The sequence below is a fragment of the Brevundimonas sp. MYb52 genome, assembly GCF_002979535.1.
Taxonomy (GTDB): domain Bacteria; phylum Pseudomonadota; class Alphaproteobacteria; order Caulobacterales; family Caulobacteraceae; genus Brevundimonas.
In genome coordinates, this window is the sequence record NZ_PCPB01000001.1 from 318,465 (window position 1) to 338,893 (window position 20,429).

A 20,429-nucleotide genomic window follows, 5' to 3' on the forward strand; every position below is an offset into this window, starting at 1 on the left:
GAAGAGCGGGAAGAGCGGCAAGACGTCCGCCGACGGGCTCGGAAACGTTTGTGTCGCCGATGTGACCTGTGGCGCGCAAACCGGCTTTGTCGCATCGGCCAGGCGCCGCATGCACAAGGGCTGCAGCCCGAGGTCGGCTTGGGGGCTGCAGGTCTCGATCAGCGACGACAGGCTGGAGAAGCCCCGAGCCTGGATGAGTTCGCGCGGTCCCATCAAACGGAGCGCGCCCGGCCAGAAATTTCAAACTGCACAAGAGGCTCGAGCATGACCCCGTTCGTCATTCGCCTGCTGGCGTCCAGCGCCCTTCTGACCGCTGCGGCCTGCGCCACGATTGAGCCGCCGGTCCAATCACCGTCGGTCGCCGCAGCCTCTGCAGCCGTCGACGTTGATCGGCGCGCCGCTGAGATCGTGGACGCAATGACCCTCGACGAGCAGGTGCAATTGCTGCGGACCCGACAGGCGACGGACTCCCAGATCACCGCCGGTCCCTCACGGTTCGAGGCCACGCCGCCTGTGACCACCGATGGGACCATCCGGTCTGCGGGATATGTGGCGGGTGTTCCTCGATTGAACTGGCCGCAGCTTCAGCTCTCGGACGGTCCGCTCGGCGTGGCGAATATGAAGGGCTGGATCCGGGGTATCGAGGACCAGGCGACAAACTTCCCGGCCAGCTTGGCCTGGGCGGCCACCTTTGATCCGGATCTGATCGAGCGGGTGGGCGAGACCATCGGCGCCGAGGCGCATGCCAAGGGCTTCAATGTGATGTTGGCCGGCGGTCTGAACCTGGCGCGAGAGCCGCGAAACGGGCGGAATTTCGAATACGCCGGTGAAGATCCGCTGCTCGCGGGGCGCGTGGTCGGGGCGAACATCGCCGGGATCCAGAGCCAGCATGTGGTGTCGACCGTCAAACATTTCGCGTTCAACGATCAGGAGAGCGGCCGCGGCGTCATCGACGTGAGAGTCGACGAAGCAGGGGCCCGCGAATCCGACCTGCTGGCGTTCGAGATCGCCATCGATCGCGGCCAGCCGGGTTCGGTGATGTGCGCCTACAATCGGTTGAACGGCGACTACACATGCCAGAACGACTGGCTTCTCAATCAGGTGCTCAAGGGAGACTGGGGCTACCGCGGCTGGGTGATGTCAGACTGGGGCGGGGTCCACGATTTCGAAAAAGCTGTCGAGGGCGGGCTCGACCAGCACTCGCCTCAGGAGACGGACTATTTCGCCGACCTGGCGGGAGCGGTCGCTCGCGGCCAGTTGCCCGCCAGCGCGGTCCGGGATCGGGCCTTCCGGATCGTCCGGTCGATGATCGCCGTCGGCGCGCTGGAACATCCGGCGACGCCTGGCGGCGCGATCGATCGCGAGGCGAACTCCAGACTGGCGCAGCACGTGGCCGAGACCGGCGCGGTGCTCCTGAAGAACGACGGTGGACTGCTTCCGCTCGAAGGGCGCCGTCGCATCGTTGTGATCGGCGGCGAGGCAGACCGGGGCGTTCTGGTCGGCGGGGGCGGCTCGATGGTCAATCCTTGGGGCGGGATCCGTCATGAAGGCGACGCCGCCGGCCTCGCCTCTCTCGGGAAGTACGCCTTTGTGCCGTCGTCCCCGGTCGCGGCGCTCCAGGCTCTGCGATCTGATATGGAAATTCTCTACGACGACGGGTCCGACCCGGCCCGCGCCGCGACCGCCGCAGCTCAGGCGGATGTCGCCATTGTCATTGCTCTGAAGCAGGGCACCGAGGCCTTCGACTCGCCGGATCTATCCCTGCCGAGAGGCCAGGATGATCTGATCGCTGCCGTGGCCGCCGCCAATCCGCGCACCGTCGTCGTCCTTGAAACCGGCAATCCGGTCCTCATGCCCTGGCTCGAGTCCGTGCCGGCGGTCTTGCAGGCCTGGTATCCGGGGCAACGCGGCGGAGAGGCCATTGCTCGGTTGCTGACCGGCGTCGTCTCGCCCTCGGGCCGGCTGCCGATGACTTTCCCGCGCGGGGTGGAGCAACTGCCCCGCGTCGCCGTCGACGGCTATGATCCCAAGGCGACGCTGTTCTCGCCTGAGCCCGCGCCCTTCTCGACGGACTACCACGAGGGCAGCGACGTCGGTTATCGCTGGTTCGAGCGCACCCGCGCCCTGCCGCTGTTCCCCTTCGGTTTCGGTCTGACGTACACCGACTTCGTCCATTCGGACCTGCGGGTCGAGGATGGCGACCGTCTGAAAGTCACCTTCACGGTGAAGAACACCGGTCAGCGATCCGGCGTCGACACCCCCCAGCTCTATGTCGCGCCGCCGGGCAGGACCCACCGTCTGGCGGGCTGGGCGAGGGTGGCGCTGGAGCCCGGGGAGAGCCGGCGCGTGACGATCGAGGCCGACCCGTGGGTTCTGGCCTCCTACGAGAACAACGCCTGGCGCCGGGACGCAGGATCCTACGGCGTCCGGGTGTCCATGTCGGCGGGCGCTTCTGGCCTGCAGGGCGCGGCGCAACTGACGCAAGGGGGTCGGTAGTCCGCTGCCGACGCGCGGTCATCGACCGCGACGCAGCGACTGCCGCAGAGAGTGATTGACGATGACCCAACTTCTGGCGCGGACCGCGCGCTCTGAGTCCAACGCCGCCCGGGTACGGGCCGATGCGTTCGTGGCGCAGATGTCCCTGGATGAGAAGGTCGCAATGGCGTCCAGCTTTTTCCCGTTCATTTCGCCCCAGGCCAAAGCCCTCGAAATGCCGATGGCGGCGGGGTTCACGCCGGGGATTCCGCGCCTGGGGATCCCGGCGATGCGGATCACGGACTCGGGCATGGGCGTGGCCAATGTCCTCAACATGCGGCCCGGAGACGTGGCTACGGCGATGCCGTCGTATCTGGCGACAGCGGCGACTTTTGATCCCGGCTTCGCCTTTGCGGGCGGGCGCCTCGTTGGGGCGGAGGCCCGCGCCAAGGGCTTCAACGTCGTGCTGGGCGGGGCCTGCAACATCACCCGCGACCCTTGGGCCGGTCGCAATTTCGAATATCTGGGAGAAGATCCTGTCCTGTCCGGCCGCCTGGCGGGGGCCGGCGTCGATGGCGTCCAGTCCAACCACGTCGCCTGTACGCTCAAGCATCTGGCCCTGAATTCCCAGGAAACCGGCAGGATGGTTCTGGACGCCCGGATTGAACCGGTCGCCCTGCGAGAGAGCGACCTTCTCGCCTTCGAGATCGCCCTTGACGTCGCCAAGCCCGCCTCGGTCATGACGGCCTACAATCGGGTGAACGGCGAGCATGCGGGCGAACATGGATGGCTCATCAACCAGGTGCTCAAAGGCGAATGGGGTTTCGACGGCTGGGTCATGTCGGATTGGGGCGGGGTCCATTCGACCGAGAAGGCGGCGCTCGCGGGGCTGGACCAGGAGTCCGGCCTTGAGCTTGATCTGGTGCTGAACGGAGCGGTCTTCTTCACCGATCGTCTGAAGGCGGCCGTCGACGAGGGGCGGGTCCCTCTCGCCCGGCTGGACGACATGGCTGCGCGCATCCTGACGGGCATGATCCGGACCGGGCTGCTGGACCATCCGGCCGAAGGCTCTGAGACCGCGATTGACTATGCGGTCGGGGCCGCCGTCGCCCAGCGCACGACCGAGGCGGGTGCGGTGCTGCTCAAGAATCGGGACGGAGCGCTTCCCCTGGCCAGGACCGGCCGGCTTCTCCTGGTCGGCGGCGACGCCGACATCGGCGTCCTGTCCGGCGGCGGTTCGTCCCAGGTCCGGTCTGTCGGCGGCGCTCCTCTTGAGACGCAGGCGCCGGGGGCGGACAGTGAATGGTTTTGCCGCCGCACGCTGCACGCCTCGTCGCCGGTCGCGGCGATTCGCGGCCTTGCTCCGGATGCGACGGTCGAGTTCCTCTCCGGCGAGGATTTGGACGCGACCCTCGCGGCGGCCGCCCGCGCGGACGCCGTCGTGGTCTTCGCGACCCAGTGGCGGACCGAGGCGACCGACCTGGTGTCCCTGGCCCTGCCCGACGGGCAGGACGCGCTGATCGCTTCGCTCGCGCAGGCCAACCCCCGCACCGTCGTCGTGCTGCAGAGCGGCGGAGCCGTGCTCATGCCCTGGGTCGCGGAGGTCGGGGCCGTGCTTGCCGTCTGGTACCCCGGGCAGCGTGGCGGCGAGGCGATCGCGCGCCTTCTGTTCGGGGACGTCAACCCCTCCGGCCGTCTGCCGCTGACCTTCCCGGCCTCGGACGATCAGGCGCCACGTCCCCAACCCGTCGGCCTCGACGCCGTGGAGAAGCGCGATCGTCGCAAGGCCGAGGGAGAGGCGCGGCCCGCGATCGAGGATTTTGCGGTCGACTACATCGAGGGCGCCAATGTCGGCTATCGCTGGTTCGAGGCTTCGGGGCGAACGGCCTTGTTCGCCTTCGGCCACGGCCTCAGCTTCACCCGGTTCGACTACGGCGATGTCGAGATTTCGGGAGGCGCCCGGCCCGCCGTCTGGTTGACCGTCACCAATGCCGGAGAGCGCAGCGGCGCCGATGTCCCGCAAGTCTATGTAAGGGCGCCAGACGCGGACGGGGTCTGGACATGGCGTCTCGCAGGGTACACGCGCGTGGAACTTGATGCGGGGCGGAGCGTCCGCGTCCGACTCGACCTGGAGCCGCGCGCCTATGGACGCTGGGACGAGGACGCCGGCGTCTGGGCCTGCCAAACCGTCGCCCTCGACCTGGCGATCGGACGTTCAGCCGTCGATCATTCCGTGATCGGTCAGTTGCCGGCGTGATCCCTAGGCTGCGAATTTTACACGGGGAGGGGGCGCGCGGCCGCTTCGGGGTCGCGCCCGCCGTCGCGGCGCCGGGCGATCCGGTCGGGGGCCTTCGGTGAGCGACGCCAGAACACAGACGCTGGCGGCTCTCGCGGCCATCGTCGGACGGGCCCATGTCCTCACCGGCGCCTCCGCCGAGCCCTACTGTACGGGGTACCGGACGGGCGGCGCGCCGATCCTGGCGGCCGTTCGACCCGCGACGCTGGTGGAGATGTGGCGGATCGCCGAGCTTTGCGCGGCCTATGATCTGATCGTCATCGTCCAGGCGGCCAATACAGGCCTCACGGGGGGATCAACGCCTGACGGCCAGTATGACCGCCTTGTCGTGGTCGTCAGCACCCTGCGGATCGGCGGCGTTCATGTCCTGGGCGGGGGCGAGCAGGTGGTCTGTCTGGCCGGTTCGACCCTGTCGACCCTGGAACGGGTCCTGGCGCCCCTGGGACGCGAGCCCCATTCGGTCATCGGGTCGTCGTGCATCGGGGCGTCGGTCGTCGGCGGGGTCTGCAACAACTCCGGCGGCGCGCTCATCCAGCGCGGACCGGCCTATACGGAATACGCCCTCTATGCCCAGTCGGAGCCCGACGGGCGGCTGGTCCTGCGCAACCGTCTGGGCATCCGGCTGGACGGAGATCCCGAAACCATCCTTTCGCGCCTGGAACGGGGCCAGTTCGCGCCGGACGACGTCGTCCACGACGGCCGGGCGGCCTCCGCCGCCGACGACTATGCCGAGGCCGTCCGCCAGGTGGACGCCACGACCCCCGCACGGTTCAACGCCGATCCCAGCCGGCTTTTCGAAGCGTCCGGCAGCGCGGGTCATGTGATGGTGTTCGCCGTGAGGCTGGACACCTTCCCGGCGAGCGCGGGCGCATCCGTCTTCTACATCGGCGTCAACGATCCTTCCGAACTGACCGTCCTGCGTCGCCGCGCCCTGAGCGAGGCTCCGGAGCTGGCGATCTCGGCGGAGTACATCCATCGCGAGGCCTTCGATCTCGCCGACGCCTATGGTCGCGATACGGTCTTCGCCATCCGCGCGCTTGGAGCCGGCCGGCTGCCGCTCCTGTTCCGCGCAAAGACCTGGTTGGACCGGGTCGCCGGCCGGGTGGTTCCGGGCCGCAGGATTTCCGACCGGTTGCTTCAGGCCGTCGGCCGATGGCTGCCGGACCCGGTGCCGCCGCGCTTGCGGGCCTTCCGGCGGCGCTATGAGCACCACCTCATCCTCAAGGTTTCAGCGTCCGCCCGTGACTATCACCGCGCCCTGCTGGACGAATTATTCCCCTCCGGGAGCGGCGCGATGTTCGAGTGCGAGCCGGGCGAGGCGGAGCTGGCGATGCTGCACCGGTTCGCGGTCGCCGGGGCTGCGGTCCGACGCCGCGCGGTCGATCCCGACCACGTCGGCGAGATCGTCGCGCTCGACGTCGCCTTGCCGCGCAACGCCACCCAATGGTTCGAAGCCCTGCCGCCCGATATCGAGGCTGCTCTGGTCGGCAAGCTCTACTACGGACATTTCTTCTGTCACGTCTTCCATCAGGATTATCTGGTCAGGCCCGGAGTTGATCCGGTCGCTCTCGAGCATCGGCTGCTTGCGCTGCTCGATGCGCGGGGCGCGGAATACCCTGCCGAGCACAATGTCGGCCACCTCTACGAGGCCAAGCCCGCCCTGGCCGAGCACTATCGCCGTCTGGATCCGCGCAACGCCTACAATCCGGGGCTCGGCGGCACGAACAGGAGCCGAAATTGGATCTAGCGACCTGCGGCGGGCGGCCGCTGCGTCGGCGGGAAGGGGGGTTGTGAGGGGCTGCGACCCCCTGCCGTCGATTGACGCGGCTGCTCGTAAGAAGCAGGATGGACTGCTTGTAACTTCCGGAGAAGAAGTTCGGGGACGGGAGAAGGACACTATGTCGGCTATACACGTCATCCGCTGTGAGATCGGCGACCGCGTCGGCCAAGCGATGAGAGCGGAACGCTCATGACCGTCGGTCGCCGCCTGCGCTCGCAAGCCTGGTTCGACAATCCGTCGAACCCCGACATGACCGCTCTGTATCTCGGCTGGTATCTCAACTACGGCCTAACCCCGGAGGAACTCCAGTCGGGCCGGCCGATCATCGGCATCGCCCAGACGGGCAGCGATCTTGCGCCCTGCAATCGTCACCACATCGAACTGGCCAAGCGGGTTCGGGACGGCATCCGACAGGCTGGCGGCGTGCCGATCGAGTTCCCGATCCATCCCGTCCAGGAAACGGGCAAGCGGCCGACGGCCGGCCTCGACAGGAACCTGGCCTATCTCTCCCTGACGGAGTGTCTTTACGGCTATCCGCTGGACGGGGTCGTCCTCACCATAGGATGCGACAAGACCACGCCCGCCGCCCTGATGGCGGCCGCCACCGTGGATATCCCCGCCATCGCGCTTTCCGTCGGACCGATGCTGAACGGATGGTTCCAGGGCGAGCGGACCGGATCTGGCACCATCGTGTGGCGTGCACGTCAGATGTTGGCCGCAGGCGAAATCGACTTCCCGCGGTTCCTCGAACTGGTCGCGAGTTCAGCGCCGTCGCCGGGATTCTGCAACACGATGGGTACAGCGACGACCATGAATTCGCTGGCCGAGGTGCTGGGCATGCAGTTGCCGGGATCGGCCGCGATACCAGCCCCTTATCGCGAGCGCAGTCAAATGGCGTTCAGAACGGGCGCGCGCATCGTCGAGATGGTGCAGGAGGATCTGAGGCCCTCCCAAATCCTGACGCTAGACGCCTTCCACAACGCCATCGTCGTCAACTCCGCCCTGGGCGGTTCCAGCAACGCGCCTATCCATCTGGCCGCCATCGCGCGGCATGCCGGTGTCGATCTGCCCCTCGAGACCTGGCAGTCTGTCGGATACGACGTGCCCTTGCTGGTCAACATGCAGCCCGCAGGCGCCTATCTGGGCGAGGACTTTCATCAGGCGGGCGGCGTTCCCGCAGTGGTGTCTGAGCTGATGCGGGCCGGTTTGATCCGGGAAGACGCGCTGACGGCGAACGGTCGGAGCCTGGGCGACAACTGCCGCGGCGTGTCGGTCGCCCTGCCAGACGTGATCCGCACCGTCGACGCCCCGCTCAAGGACCGGGCCGGTTTCCTTGTCCTTTCCGGGAACCTGTTTGACAGCGCGATCATGAAGACGAGCGTGATTTCTCCCGAGTTTCAGGACCGTTATCTCTCTGATCCTGAGAATCCCGGAGCCTTCGAAGGGCGGGCCTTCGTCTTCGACGGGCCGGAGGATTATCACGGCCGGATCAATGATCCTGCGCTCGGCATCACCGACAGGGACATCCTGGTCATGCGCGGCGCCGGTCCCATCGGCTTCCCCGGCGCAGCCGAGGTGGTGAACATGCAGCCGCCCGACTATCTCATCCGTGCCGGCGTCCATGCCATGCCCTGCATCGGGGATGGTCGTCAGTCGGGCACATCGGGCTCGCCCTCCATCCTGAATGCCTCGCCCGAAGCTGCGGCGGGCGGCGGCCTCGCCTTGTTGCGCGATGGCGATCGCATCCGCGTTGATCTCACGCTCGGCCGGGTCGACGTCCTCCTTTCGACGGACGAACTGGCGGTGCGCCGCTCCAGGCTGGAAAGCGAAGGCGGATATGCCTATCCCGCTTCCCAGACGCCATGGCAGGCCCTCCACCGGTCGCATGTCGGCCCGCTGAGCACCGGAGCCATTCTCGAAGGGGCCGAGAGTTTTCAGAAGGTCGATCAGACCTTCGGCGTCCCGAGGGACAACCATTGACCGCCGCTCCCTCGAGCCCCGTGCGGCTAGGCCTCGTCGGTCTTGGAAAGATCTCCGCCGACGAGCATGTTCCGGCCATCCGAAGGGATCCCGGGTTCGCCCTCGTCGGCGGCGTGTCGCCTCACAGCCGGATGGCCGAGGTGCGCCGCTTCGAAAGTCTCGACGCGCTTCTGGAAGCCGGCGTCGACGCCGTATCGATCAACACGCCGCCGCAAGTCCGGTTCTCACTGGCCGCGCAGGCGCTCCGCGCAGGCAAGCATGTCCTGCTTGAGAAGCCGCCGGGAGCCACGGTTCAAGAGGTCGAGGCCCTGCGCCGGCTCGCCATGGAATCTGGCGTCACCCTCTTCGCCGCCTGGCACTCGCAGTTCGCCGCCGGTGTCGCCCCAGCCGCCGAATGGTTGGCGGACAGGCGGATCACGAGCGTCGATGTGGTCTGGCGAGAAGACGTTCGCCGCTGGCATCCTGGTCAGGACTGGATCTGGCGCCCGGGCGGGCTGGGGGTCTTCGATCCGGGCGTCAATGCGCTTTCCATCCTGTCCCGCATCCTGCCTCATCCCCTGGTCGTGACCGCCGCGCGACTGTCAATTCCTGGCAACCGCCAGACGCCGATCGCCGCGAGCCTCACGGGTGCGGCCGGGGACATGACGCGATGGACCGCTGATTTCGACTTTCTTCAGACCGGGGTCCAGACCTGGACCATCGAGGCGGCGACCGATCTTGGCCGGCTCACGCTGGAGCAGGGCGGCGCAGTCCTGACCATTGACGGTCTCAACCAGAATCTCGCGCCGGTGCGCGAATATGAGGCAGTCTACCGGAGGTTCGCGGAACTGATCGCGACGAGAATGTCCGACGTCGATCTCTCACCGCTTGCTCTTACCGCTGACGCCTTTCTCATCGGCGAGCAAAGCAAGGCGGCCGATTTTGTCGAGTGATCAACCGCCAGGGTTCTTGTCCATGATCGAGCCCCTCTGGAAGAGCCGCATCCCTTCGATCTCCAGTCCTCAGGAGTCCTGACCATGTCCAAACAGACACCCGGAAAGCTCGGCCTTGGCAGGGTCATAGGCTATGGGGCCGGCGATTTCGCCTTCAACCTGAGCTTCACCTTCTGCTCGCTGTTCCTGCTCTATTTCTACACCGACGTGCTCGAGATCCATCCGGGCACGGCGGGGCTGATCATCATGGCCGCCTTGATCTGGGAGGGGATCTCCGATCCGATCATCGGCATCCTCGCCAATCGGTCACGCTCTCGCTGGGGACGTTACCGGCCGTTCCTTCTCTTCGGCGCGGTGCCCCTGGGGCTTTCGGTCATCGCGATGTTCATGCCGGTCGGCCTGACGGGCGCGGCGCTGGTCGCCTACTGCTTCATCACCCATCTGATCTACCGAACCCTCTTCACCGTGGTGAACATCCCCTACATCGCCTTGTCGGCGCAGATGACGCGGGACACGAACCAGCGGGGCGCGCTCGCGGCCACCCGAATGCTGTTCGCCATCGCCTGCGGCGTTGTCCTGGCCGCCTTGACCTTGCCTCTTTCGGCGGCCTTTGGCGGTGGCCAGACCGGGTTCTTCATCCTCAGCATTGTCTATTCGGTCGTCGCTGCGGCGGTGCTTCTCATCTGTTTCGCCTCTACCCGGGAAGAGGTTGTCGAAGCTGAGCATGCCCCTATCCGGTTCCGGGACATGTTCGCCGCCATGGCCGTCAACAGGCCCTTCCTGCTTCTGTTCGCCGCCACAGCCCTGGGCGCGACCGGCTACACAATGGCCGGCAAGGCCGTGATCTATTACATCAAATACTGGGTGGGCTCGGAAGCCGCCGTGACCCTCGCCCTCGTTGTCGGGCTGGGGGCGGCGGCCCTGGCGATGATCCCTTGGATGTTGGTCGCCCGGCGCTTCAGCAAGCGAGCCGTCTGGCTCGCCGGGGCCATGATCAATGTCGTCGCCTTCGGCGTGATCCTCGCCTTTGCCCCGCGCGGGGGCGTGCTGTTGTGGGGCGCGCTCGTTGCGATCGGGGTGGGCAACTCCGCCTTCATCCTCACCTTCTGGTCCATGATCCCCGACACGGTCGAGTTCGGGGAATGGCGGACCGGGACACGCGCCGAAGGTCCGTTGTTCGGGCTGATCGCCTTTTCACAGAAGGTCGCGCTGGGGCTGGGGACGGGCCTGATCGGCGTGCTTCTTGACGTCGTGGGCTATACTCCGAACCAGGCGCAGACCCCTGAGACCTTGCGCGGCATCGTGCTGCTGTATGGCCTGGGTCCGATGCTGCTCTTCCTCGGAAGCATAGCCGTCATCTGGGCCTATCCGCTCACGGGCTCGGTTCACGGCCGCATCGTTCGCGTCATCGACTGGCGCAAGTCCAGACTTTCGGACCCCCGTCCGCGCGGCGGACGCGTCCCGTCATCGAGCGATCAGCCTCTGGGCTGACGCGCCGACGTCCCTCTTTCACCTCCAGGACCGCAGCGAGACTCGCGCGGCCCGAGCCCACGCCCGTTCGCGGAGACCTCAGTGACCGACACCTCCATTCCCTGGCGACCGCTCGCCCTCGACCGCTTCCTCATCGGCGTCTGCCACTATCCCGAGCAGGAACCCCGGGACGTCTGGCCGGAGGACGCGGACCTGATGGCGCAGGCCGGCATCGAGACCATCCGGGTGGGCGAGTTCGCCTGGAATGTGATCGAACCGTCGGAAGGTCGCTTTGACTTCACCCTGTTCGACGACGCGATCGCCGTCTTCGCCGCCCGGGGCATTGATACGATCTTCTGCACCCCGACGGCCACGCCGCCGCGCTGGCTGACCGAACGTCACCCGGAGATCCTCAGGGCGGACGCCGCCGGCGTCCCGCTTCGACACGGGTCGCGCCAGCATTGCGACGTCACCCATCCAGTCTATCGGGACTATAGTCGACGGATCACCCAGGCCCTCGCGGACCACTACAGGGACCATCCCCACGTCGTCGGCTGGCAGACCGACAACGAGCTGAACACTCATTTTTCTGAAACCCATTCGGTGGCCGCCCAGGCCGCGTTCCGCACCTGGTTGAGGCGTCGCTACGGGGACGATATCGGCGCGCTTAACGAAGCCTGGGGCAGTGTTTTCTGGAACCGGACCTATAATCATTTTGAACAGATCGAGACGCCGGTCGACAACAGGCCGGCGGCTGCGGACCCCTCGCACATGCTCGACTACCGGCGTTTCCTCGCCGATGCGACGCGTGACTTCCAGATAGACCAGGTCGAGATTCTGCGAGCGGCGACGCCCCGATGGTTCATCTTCCACAACATCGGTCGCCTCAATGACATCGACCTGCGGGCGTTCGGCTCCGACGTCGATTTCATGGGGACGGACCTCTACCCTCTGCTGCGCGATGAGTTCACCAAGATCGGTCTCGGCTATACCCAGGCCATGCAACTCGACGCCTTCAGGGGATGGTGCGGCAACTTCATTATTCCCGAGCTCCAGCAGGGCGGAGGCGCGCATCCCGGCCTGGCGACGTCTGTCCCTGAGCCCGGCGAACTACGGCGGTTCACTCTCTCATCGGTCGCCCGCGGCGCCGATGGCGTGATCTGGTTCCGATGGACCACAGCGAGGTTCGGCGCCGAGGCCTACTGGATGGGGGTCCTCGATCACGACCGCAAGCCGCGCCGACGCTATCACGAACTGGTGGAGACGATCGCTGAACTGAAGTCGATCCGAAGAGATGTGCTGGGAACGAGCGTTGATCAGGACGTCGTCATCCTGGCGGCGGACTGGGAAAACGAACTCGCCCAGTCCACTTTTTCTCTGGGACTTCCGAGCCTGATCGAGCTGGCCCTGCCGCTTCATCACTACGCCTATTCGCGGAATATCCGGTGCGGCTTTGCGGCTCCGGGCGACGACCTGTCGCGCGCCAAGGTCGCCTTCATTCCCCATCTGGCCGTCTGGGACGAGCGCTGGACGGCGTCCCTCAACCGGTTCGTGGAAAAGGGCGGCGTCCTTGTGATCGGCGCCCGCAGCGCAACGCGGGACCGGCGCAACCACGTCCTGACGACCACGGCGCCGGGGGGGCTGGCGGAACTTGCGGGCCTGACCGTCTCGGAGTTCGGGCGGCTTCCGGCGCCTGGAGCCAAATCCATCCTCTCGGGACCCGTATTCCAGATCGAAAAGGTCAGCGAAGGCCTGGCGGCCGAATCCACCCGGCGGGTCCACGGGCTGCGTTTCGCTGAAGGGGAGCCGGTGGTGGCGACCCATGGCTATGAGGTTCTGGAGCCGGGACCCGACACGGAGGTCATCGCCCATTGGGATACGCGGTTCCTTCAGGGCAAGCCGGCGGTGACCCGGCGTCGGGTCGGGGAAGGGGCTGTGATCTACGTGGGCACCTACCTGACCCATCCGCTGGTCGATCGTCTCTTTGCCCCCCTCTTCAAGAGCGTGGGCGTCCATCCGGTCACCGCCCGTCCGACCCCCGGCGTGGAAATCACGACGCGCAGCGGGCCGGGCCGGGTGCTGACCTTCATCGAGAACACGACCGCCGAAAGCGCAGAGGTTGAGGTGAATGGGGAAGTGGTGACGCTTGCCCCCTTCGGCGGGCGAATGCTCAGGACCCAAGCCTAGCCGGGACCGCCCGGCGCAACCCTGGGCGGTCGACCAAGGGCTTGGTTGGCCGGGAAACTGCGGAAACTCGTGGCCGCCCGGGGGAGGGGTGGAGTCATGAAAACGTTGTCGAAATGCCTCACCCGCGGTTCTGCGACGCCAGTACAGGCGGCTGTCGCTATCTTCCAAGCTGTGTTGCTTGTAAGTGAATCGGGCTCCCGGCTCAGGCCAAGAGGAGACGCGGCCTCCACCTTGGCGGTCGACGATCAAAAAGATGGGAGTGAGACGATGAGGACGCCTATTCGCCTGCTTTTGACGACCTGCAGCCTGGCCGCGATCGCCATGCCTGCCGCCGCGCAAACCGCACCCGCCCAGGAGCCGTCCAAGGAGGCGACGAGCTTGGGAGACGTGATCGTCACCGCCCAGCGTCGGGAGCAACGGATCCTGGACGTGCCTGTTTCCGTCAATGTCGTGAGTTCGGAGCAACTCGATCGGCAGAACATCACGACCCTTGCGGACCTGTCCCGCGCCGTGCCGGCGCTCAACGGGGCCGGCGGCGCCCTGTCCGTCCGCGGCGTTCAGACAACGGGCGTGTCGCGGTCTTCCGAGGCGGCTGTGTCGGTCGTGGTCGATGGCGTGGTCATGGGCCGCGCCGCGATCGGGAACCTGTTCGATATCCAGCGCGTCGAGGTCCTGAGCGGCCCCCAGGGCATGCTCTTCGGCAAAAACGCCTCCGCTGGCGTGGTCAACATCACGACTGCGGCGCCCGATCCCGCGGCGTTCGAGGTGATCGGCCACATCGATTACGGTGAGAACAACTACGAGCGTGAGCGCCTGACCGTGAACGTCCCGATCGCCAGCACTGCGGCGGTTCGCGTCGGCCTTCACAACGGCCGCCAGGACACGCTTCTGCGGAACTCCTTGACGGGCGCGCGGAACTATACGGAAGCCTATGGCGGTCGGGCGCGGCTCCTCTGGGAGCCGACCGACGCCCTCAGCATCAACCTGTCAGGGGACTGGGAATATTCGGGCAATGGCGGCGTCCTGAACGCCGCCTTCAACCGCGTCGGCCCCGGCACCCCTCTCGAAGGTCGTCTCGCGGCCTGCGGGATTGTCGCCAGCCCGTCCAACATTCTCAATTGTTCGGAAGCCGTATCGAGGCAGGCTCTGGAATCGACCCGCTATGGTTACGCCGGCCAGGTGGACTACCGCTTCGCCAATGGCTTCACGGTCTCGTCGATCACCGCCCAGCGTAACCTCGAGATCGGCGATTTCGGTCTGAAAGGCCCCGGGGGCGACAGCGACTTCATCAATCTGGACATCCTCAGCACCAACATCTCCTCGACCGACTATTCGAGCTTCACCCAGGAGTTCAAGCTGGTGTCGCCGGCCGGAGAGCGGCTCGAATATGTCGCGGGTCTGTTCTACTCCGACTCCGATTCCCGCGATCAGGTCGTCCAGGCGGGGACGCTGGGCCTGTTGCCGCCTCCGCTGAAGACGGGACGCGTCATCCGGGTCGGCTACACCCAGGAATCCTACGCCGCCTACGGCCAGGCGACCTACCATCTGACGGACCGGTTCTCCTTGATCGGGGGCGCCCGTTACACCAACGAAACCCTCGACGCCGACGTTGAATCTGCCGGAGCCGCCGAGCTGGCGAGCACCTACGGGTTCCTGTTCGTCCCGGGCTTCTCCAACGCCATCACCGCGCTCGACGAGACCGTGGAAACGAAGAACTGGTCCTGGCGAGTGGGGGCCCAGTACGACTGGTCCGACACCCTGATGACCTATCTCAGCGTGGCGCGCGGCTACAAGGGCGCCGCCGTGAATGATCAGGGCGCGCCGTCGGGACTGTCGGCGGTGATCCGGCCGGAAATCCCGCTCAACGTCGAGGCTGGACTGAAGGGCGCCTTCCTCGATGGTCGAGTGCTCGCCACGGTCTCCGCCTTCCACACCAAGGTCGATGACTTTCAGACGCCCGTCTATCAGCCGCCAACCGCGACCAACCCCGTGGCCGGCTTCTTCCAGGGCAATGCGCCGCACATCATCACCAAGGGCGTCGACGTCAACCTCTACACGCGTCCCCTGGACGGGCTCACCCTCAACGTCGGCCTGATATACAACGACGCCTCCTATGCCTCGGATTTCGTCGTGGCGTGCAACCAGCGTCAGAGCCCGGGCGTCGGCGCCTGCTCAGCCGCGGGGACCACCGCCCCGACGGACCAGTTGGCCAACACACCCAAATGGCGCGGCCTTGTGAACGGCGAATACACCCGGTCGATCGGAGGGGGTTGGGAAGGTTTCGTCCAGGCGGATCTGACTTATCAGTCGTCCTTTGATCACAGTTCCACGCCGGACGCGTTCACCCGGACACGCGATTCCTATCTCCTGGGCGGGCGGATCGGCGTGCGTACGGAAGATGGCCGCTATGGCCTGAGCGTCTACGGACGCAACCTGCTGGACAATACCTATCCCTACACCGTCGCCGACGCCGTCAGCGTCTTCAATGGCGGAGCCCGACAGTCCTACTATGCTGCGCCAAGCATCGATTGGCGTCGCAATATCGGCCTGTCCTTCGACGCTCGCTTCTAGGTCCGTACGGCCTATCGATGCACAGACGCGGCGGTCGACCCCAAGGTCGGCCGTCGCTTCATGATCCTGGTCGCGCGGGCTCGGCTCCGAGCCCGCCTGGCCCTGAATGGAATTTGACTGATGGCGAGCCTGGAAACTTCGCGCCTGCTCTCGAAACGCGACCTCGATTTCGTGCTCTATGAGTGGTTGAATGTGGAGGCCATCTTGTCTCGGCCGCGGTTCGCCGATCTGGACCGGGCCACGCTCGATGGCGTCCTCGATACCGCAGCGAGGATCGCGGCAGATCATTTCGCACCGCACAATCGCAAGGCGGATATGTCGGAGCCGACCTTCGAGGACGGTCGGGTCAAGATGATCCCCGAGGTCGCCGCGGCCCTGGACGTGTTCAGCGACGCCGGCTTTTTCTCCGGAGCCCAGGACTACGCGCTGGGCGGGTTGCAGCTTCCGAACGTCATTGAGCGCGCCGCCTTCGCCTGGTTCCAGGCGGCCAACATCGCCACAACCGCCTATCCGTTCCTGACGCTGGGAGCGGCCAACCTTCTGAAGGCGCACGGCACGCCCGACCAGATCGACGCCTTCGTTCGACCCATGCTTGAGGGACGCTTCTTCGGCACCATGTGTCTGTCGGAGCCCCAGGCAGGATCGTCGCTCGGGGACATCCGTACCCGCGCGGAGCTCCAGGACGATGGAAGCTACCGCCTGTACGGAACCAAGATGTGGATTTCCGGCGGCGATCACGACCTTTCGGAAACCATCGTCCACATGGTGCTGGCGCGAATGGACGGGGCTCCTGCGGGCGTGCGCGGGATTTCCCTGTTCGTCGTCCCCAAGCACCTCCTGAATGAGAATGGCGATCCCGATGCGCGCAACGACGTCGTCCTGGCGGGGCTCAATCACAAGATGGGCTACAGGGGCACGACGAACACGCTGCTGAACTTCGGAGAAGGGGCCTACCGGCCCGGCGACCGGGCAGGAGCCGTCGGCTGGCTGGTCGGCGAAGCCAACCAGGGCCTCGCCGCCATGTTCCACATGATGAATGAGGCGCGGATCGGCGTGGGTCTCAGTGCGGCGGCGCTCGGCGTCACCGGCTATCTCCACGCCCTTGATTACGCCCGCCACCGTCCGCAAGGGCGGCCGGCGTCGGCCAAGGCGCCGGAGACGCCTCAGGCGCCGATCATCGCCCACGCGGATGTCCGCAGGATGCTGCTGGCGCAGAAGGCCTATGCGGAAGGCGCCTTGGCGCTGAACCTGTACTGCGCGCGCCTGACCGACGACGAGGCCACGGGCGTGGACCCGGAGGCCCGGGCCGACGCCCGCCTTCTGCTCGACATGCTCACGCCGATCGCCAAGAGCTGGCCGTCGCAATGGTGCCTTGAAGCCAACAGCCTGGCCATTCAGGTTCTGGGCGGCTCCGGCTACACCCGCGACTACCCGGTCGAACAGTTCTACCGCGACAACCGATTGAACCCGATCCACGAGGGCACCCATGGGGTTCAGGGACTCGACCTTCTCGGTCGCAAGGTCGTCATGCAGGACGGGGCTGGGCTAAGGCGCCTCCAGCGTCTGATCGACGCGACGGCTCAGGCGGCCGCCGACGGCGAGTTTCACCTCCTCGGCCGCGCCCTTGGCCGGGCAAATGCGCGGCTCGGACAGGCCGCCGCGTCGGCGTGGAAGGCTCGGGACCCCGATCGCGCCCTCGCCAACGCCTCGGCCTATCTGGAGGCGGCGGGCCATGTCGTCATTGCCTGGACCTGGCTCGAGATGGGCCTGGCCTGCGCCGACAAGGTCGGGGACTTCTATGAGGGCAAACGCCAGGCGGCCCGCTACTTCTTCCGGTGGGAATTGCCCAAGGTCGACCTCCTGTTCGATCTCGTCGAAAGCGGCGATGACGCCGCCTTCGCCATGCGCGACGCCTGGTTCTAGTCTGGGCGCATCCCGCATTCATGCACCAGGCTGGATAGGTCGGCGCCGTCGCCGCGATGTCCAGTCGAACCACTTCAAGACAGCGGCTCCCCTGTCATTTGCCAAGGACCAAGTCATGATCGATCCCCTGTTCTCGCCTCGATCCGGATCCCGTCGCGCGCTGCTCGTCAGCGCTGTCGCGGCGGGTCTGGTGCTGGGACCCGTATCGTCTGCCGTCGCATCGGCGAGGCCGGCGGCCGTCGTCGCCCAGAGCGCGGCGCCCGAGAACACGCCGGTCCAGAACGCCGTCACGACAGGCGCGCCAGCGCCCCTCTATCCGAACATGAGGCCCACGACCGCGGAAATCGCTTTCGGCGCGCCCGGCGATGCGCAGATTCGAAACGTCACGGTCCCGACCTTGACGCCGTACCTGCCCGCGCCCGGAACAGCGACCGGCGCGGCCGTCATCGTCGCCCCGGGCGGCGGATTCATGCTGTTGGCCATCGAGAACGAAGGGGAGGCCGTCGCGCGCGCCCTGGCCGCGCGCGGCGTCACCGCCTTCGTGTTGAAGTACCGCACAGACGTGATGTCGGAGGATCGCGCCGCGTTCGCCGCCGAGGCGGTCGCCCGTATCACGGCCTATGTCCGAGCCAAGAAGGTCGATAGCCGCCAGACCCCGTTCCAGTCGCCCTTCAAGGGCCAGGCCTTCGCCGAGGCGGACCAGGCTCAAGCCCTGAAGCTCGTGCGCGAGCGAGCGAACGAGTGGGGCGTGGACCCGAAGCGCGTCGGCATCCTCGGCTTCTCGGCGGGAGCGATCGCCATCACGGATCTCGTCAGCGGTTCGACGGGGGCCCGCCCCGACTTCGTGGGTCTCGTCTACGGCAACTACGACCGCCCGATCCCGACGGGCGCCCCGCCTGCCTTCATCGCCATGGCCGCCGACGATCCCTTGCAGGGCGTTCGCCCGGCCCAGGACACCTACGCGGCCTGGACGGCCGCCGGAGCCCCCGCCGAGCTCCATCTCTATGAGCGCGGGGGGCATGGCTTCGGTATGCGTCAGCAAGGCGCGTCCAGCGACGGCTGGTTCGACGCCTTTATCCGCTGGATGGGCTCTCGCGGTCTGTTGGCCGAACGCACGACCTCCGACTAGCGCACGATCCCCCTAGTCCTCGCGCGATTGCTGGCGCAGCAGAAAGCGTTGGACCTTTCCACTGGGGGTCTTGGGCAGGTCCTGAACGAACGCGATCTCGCGCGGATAGGCGTGGGCGGACAAGCGGGTTTTGACAAGGCTGCGGAGCGTTTCGGCCAGCGCATCGCTGGCGGTCCGGCCGGGCTTCAGGACGATGAAGGCCTTGACGATCTCGGTTCGCTGCGGATCGGGAACGCCGATGACCGCGCAGTCCAGAACGTCCGGATGCTCCGCCAGGGCGCTTTCGACATCGAAGGGGCCGATGCGATATCCGGAGGAGGTGATCACGTCGTCGGACCGGCCGACGAATGTGACGCGGCCTTCTGCGTCCATCTCGACGGTGTCGCCGGTCCGGTAGAAGCCGTTTGAGATCGCTTCTGTCGGGTGATTCCAATAGCCAGGGAAAAACATCAGGGGAGACGCGGCCACGTCCACGGCCAAGTCGCCCGGTGTGTCCGCCGGAGCCGGATTCCCCGTCTCGTCCAGGACCACGACCCGGTAGCCCGGCATGGCGAAACCGGCCGAGCCGGGCCGAACCGGGTGGGCGAGCCCATGATGATTGTTGACCACCATCCCGGTCTCGGTCTGGCCGTAGTGGTCGAAGATGGGGACGTCGAGATGGCGGCCGAACCACTCGATCACGGCGGGCGTCAAAGGCTCGCCCGCGCTGGAGACGACCCTGAGCTGGCCCCGGATGGCAGCGGCGGCGTCTTCGGCCGTCATCATGAGACGGAAGGCCGTAGGAGAACCGGCCAGGTTGGTGACGCCGGTGCGGCGGATGAAGTCATAGGCGCGTTCGGCCGTGAAAGGACCGTCAAGGAAGCGGGTGGCGCATCCGAGAAGCAGGGGTCCCGCGACGGCATAATAGAGTCCATAGGCCCAGCCGGGATCGGCGATGTTCCAGAACCGGTCGTCAGGACGAAGATCGACGGCCTCGCGCATATAGACGTCGAAGGCGGCCAGGGCTCTCAAGGGCACCATCACGGCTTTCGGCAAGCCTGTGGTGCCCGAGGTCGCCATCATCATCAGGCCGTCAGAGCCCCGGCGCAGGACTGGATCGAAAGCATCGGGCTGTCGGGCAAGAGCCTCCTTAAAGTCGAGGTCGCCGTCGGCCGTTTCGGCTTCAGAGCCTCCATTGACAACCACGACAGTCGCGCCTTGGGGCAGGGTCTCGACCTTGGCCCGATTTGTCAGGTCGGTGACCACGACCCGCGCCTGTGACAGATCAAGCCGGTGGGTGATGGCCTTGGGCCCAAAGGCTGTGAACAGCGGTTGATAGACAGCACCGGCGCGCCAGGTTCCCAGAATGGTGACGAGCAGTTCCGGCGCGCGCGGCAACAGTCCGGCCACGACGTCTCCGGGCTTCACCCCGAGATCGACGAGCAGATTGGCGAACCGGGCGGCCGACGCGCGCAGCTCCGCGAACGTCATTGCGCCGCTGGCCCCTTCGGCGTTCTCCCAATGCAGGGCCGGCGCCGCTTGCGGATGCCTGTCGCAGCATTCGACACAGGCGTTGACGCCCTGCTCCAGATCGCCGGCGAAGCGCTGGGCGACCGCCGTGAGTTCGAAGGTCGCGTGAGCGTGACGATAATCAGTCATTGGGTCTCCATTCAGGGGCTTGTTCGAACGCCCGGCGCTTGTCGCCGG

At 66.5% G+C, this 20,429-nt stretch carries 11 protein-coding genes; 10 read left to right on the forward strand and 1 reads right to left on the reverse strand.

The features are described from left to right. Positions 1–417: 417 nt before the first annotated feature. From CQ039_RS01580 to CQ039_RS01625, 10 genes are all read left to right on the forward strand, one after another. A complete protein-coding gene (locus CQ039_RS01580; RefSeq protein ID WP_199183535.1) occupies positions 418–2,496 on the forward strand; it encodes a glycoside hydrolase family 3 protein in 2,079 nt (692 codons plus the stop codon). A 61-nt stretch (positions 2,497–2,557) separates the two neighbouring features. Continuing rightward, positions 2,558–4,732 carry a glycoside hydrolase family 3 protein gene (locus tag CQ039_RS01585; protein ID WP_105562130.1) on the forward strand — a complete coding sequence of 725 codons (2,175 nt, stop codon included), beginning with the start codon at positions 2,558–2,560 and terminating at the stop codon, positions 4,730–4,732. Between the two features lie 97 nt (positions 4,733–4,829). Then, positions 4,830–6,518 carry a D-lactate dehydrogenase gene (gene dld, locus CQ039_RS01590; RefSeq protein WP_105562131.1) on the forward strand — a complete coding sequence of 563 codons (1,689 nt, stop codon included), beginning with the start codon at positions 4,830–4,832 and terminating at the stop codon, positions 6,516–6,518. Between the two features lie 222 nt (positions 6,519–6,740). Next, a complete protein-coding gene (locus CQ039_RS01595; RefSeq protein ID WP_105562132.1) occupies positions 6,741–8,531 on the forward strand; it encodes an IlvD/Edd family dehydratase in 1,791 nt (596 codons plus the stop codon). Next, a complete protein-coding gene (locus CQ039_RS01600; RefSeq protein WP_105562133.1) occupies positions 8,528–9,463 on the forward strand; it encodes a Gfo/Idh/MocA family protein in 936 nt (311 codons plus the stop codon). The genes CQ039_RS01595 and CQ039_RS01600 overlap by 4 nt, the downstream gene beginning before the upstream one ends. Positions 9,464–9,547: 84 nt before the next feature. Continuing rightward, a complete protein-coding gene (locus tag CQ039_RS01605; RefSeq protein ID WP_105562134.1) occupies positions 9,548–10,954 on the forward strand; it encodes an MFS transporter in 1,407 nt (468 codons plus the stop codon). A gap of 81 nt (positions 10,955–11,035) precedes the next feature. Beyond that, positions 11,036–13,120 carry a beta-galactosidase gene (locus CQ039_RS01610; protein WP_105562135.1) on the forward strand — a complete coding sequence of 695 codons (2,085 nt, stop codon included), beginning with the start codon at positions 11,036–11,038 and terminating at the stop codon, positions 13,118–13,120. Positions 13,121–13,387: 267 nt separating this feature from the next. Then, the gene (locus CQ039_RS01615) at positions 13,388–15,691 is read left to right on the forward strand and encodes a TonB-dependent receptor (RefSeq protein ID WP_158255970.1); all 2,304 of its coding nucleotides are present in this window, start codon (positions 13,388–13,390) and stop codon (positions 15,689–15,691) included. Positions 15,692–15,811: 120 nt separating this feature from the next. Further along, positions 15,812–17,614, forward strand: coding sequence for an acyl-CoA dehydrogenase (locus tag CQ039_RS01620; RefSeq protein ID WP_105562137.1), 1,803 nt, complete (start codon positions 15,812–15,814; stop codon positions 17,612–17,614). Positions 17,615–17,729: 115 nt separating this feature from the next. Beyond that, positions 17,730–18,743, forward strand: a complete 1,014-nt coding sequence (locus CQ039_RS01625) for an alpha/beta hydrolase (RefSeq protein WP_105562138.1) — start codon at positions 17,730–17,732, stop codon at positions 18,741–18,743. A 12-nt stretch (positions 18,744–18,755) separates the two neighbouring features. Here CQ039_RS01625 and CQ039_RS01630 read toward each other — a convergent pair whose 3' ends face one another. Further along, on the reverse strand, positions 18,756–20,381 hold the full coding sequence (locus tag CQ039_RS01630) for an AMP-binding protein (RefSeq protein WP_105562139.1): 1,626 nt from the start codon (positions 20,379–20,381) through the stop codon (positions 18,756–18,758). Between the last annotated feature and the right edge of the window lie 48 nt (positions 20,382–20,429).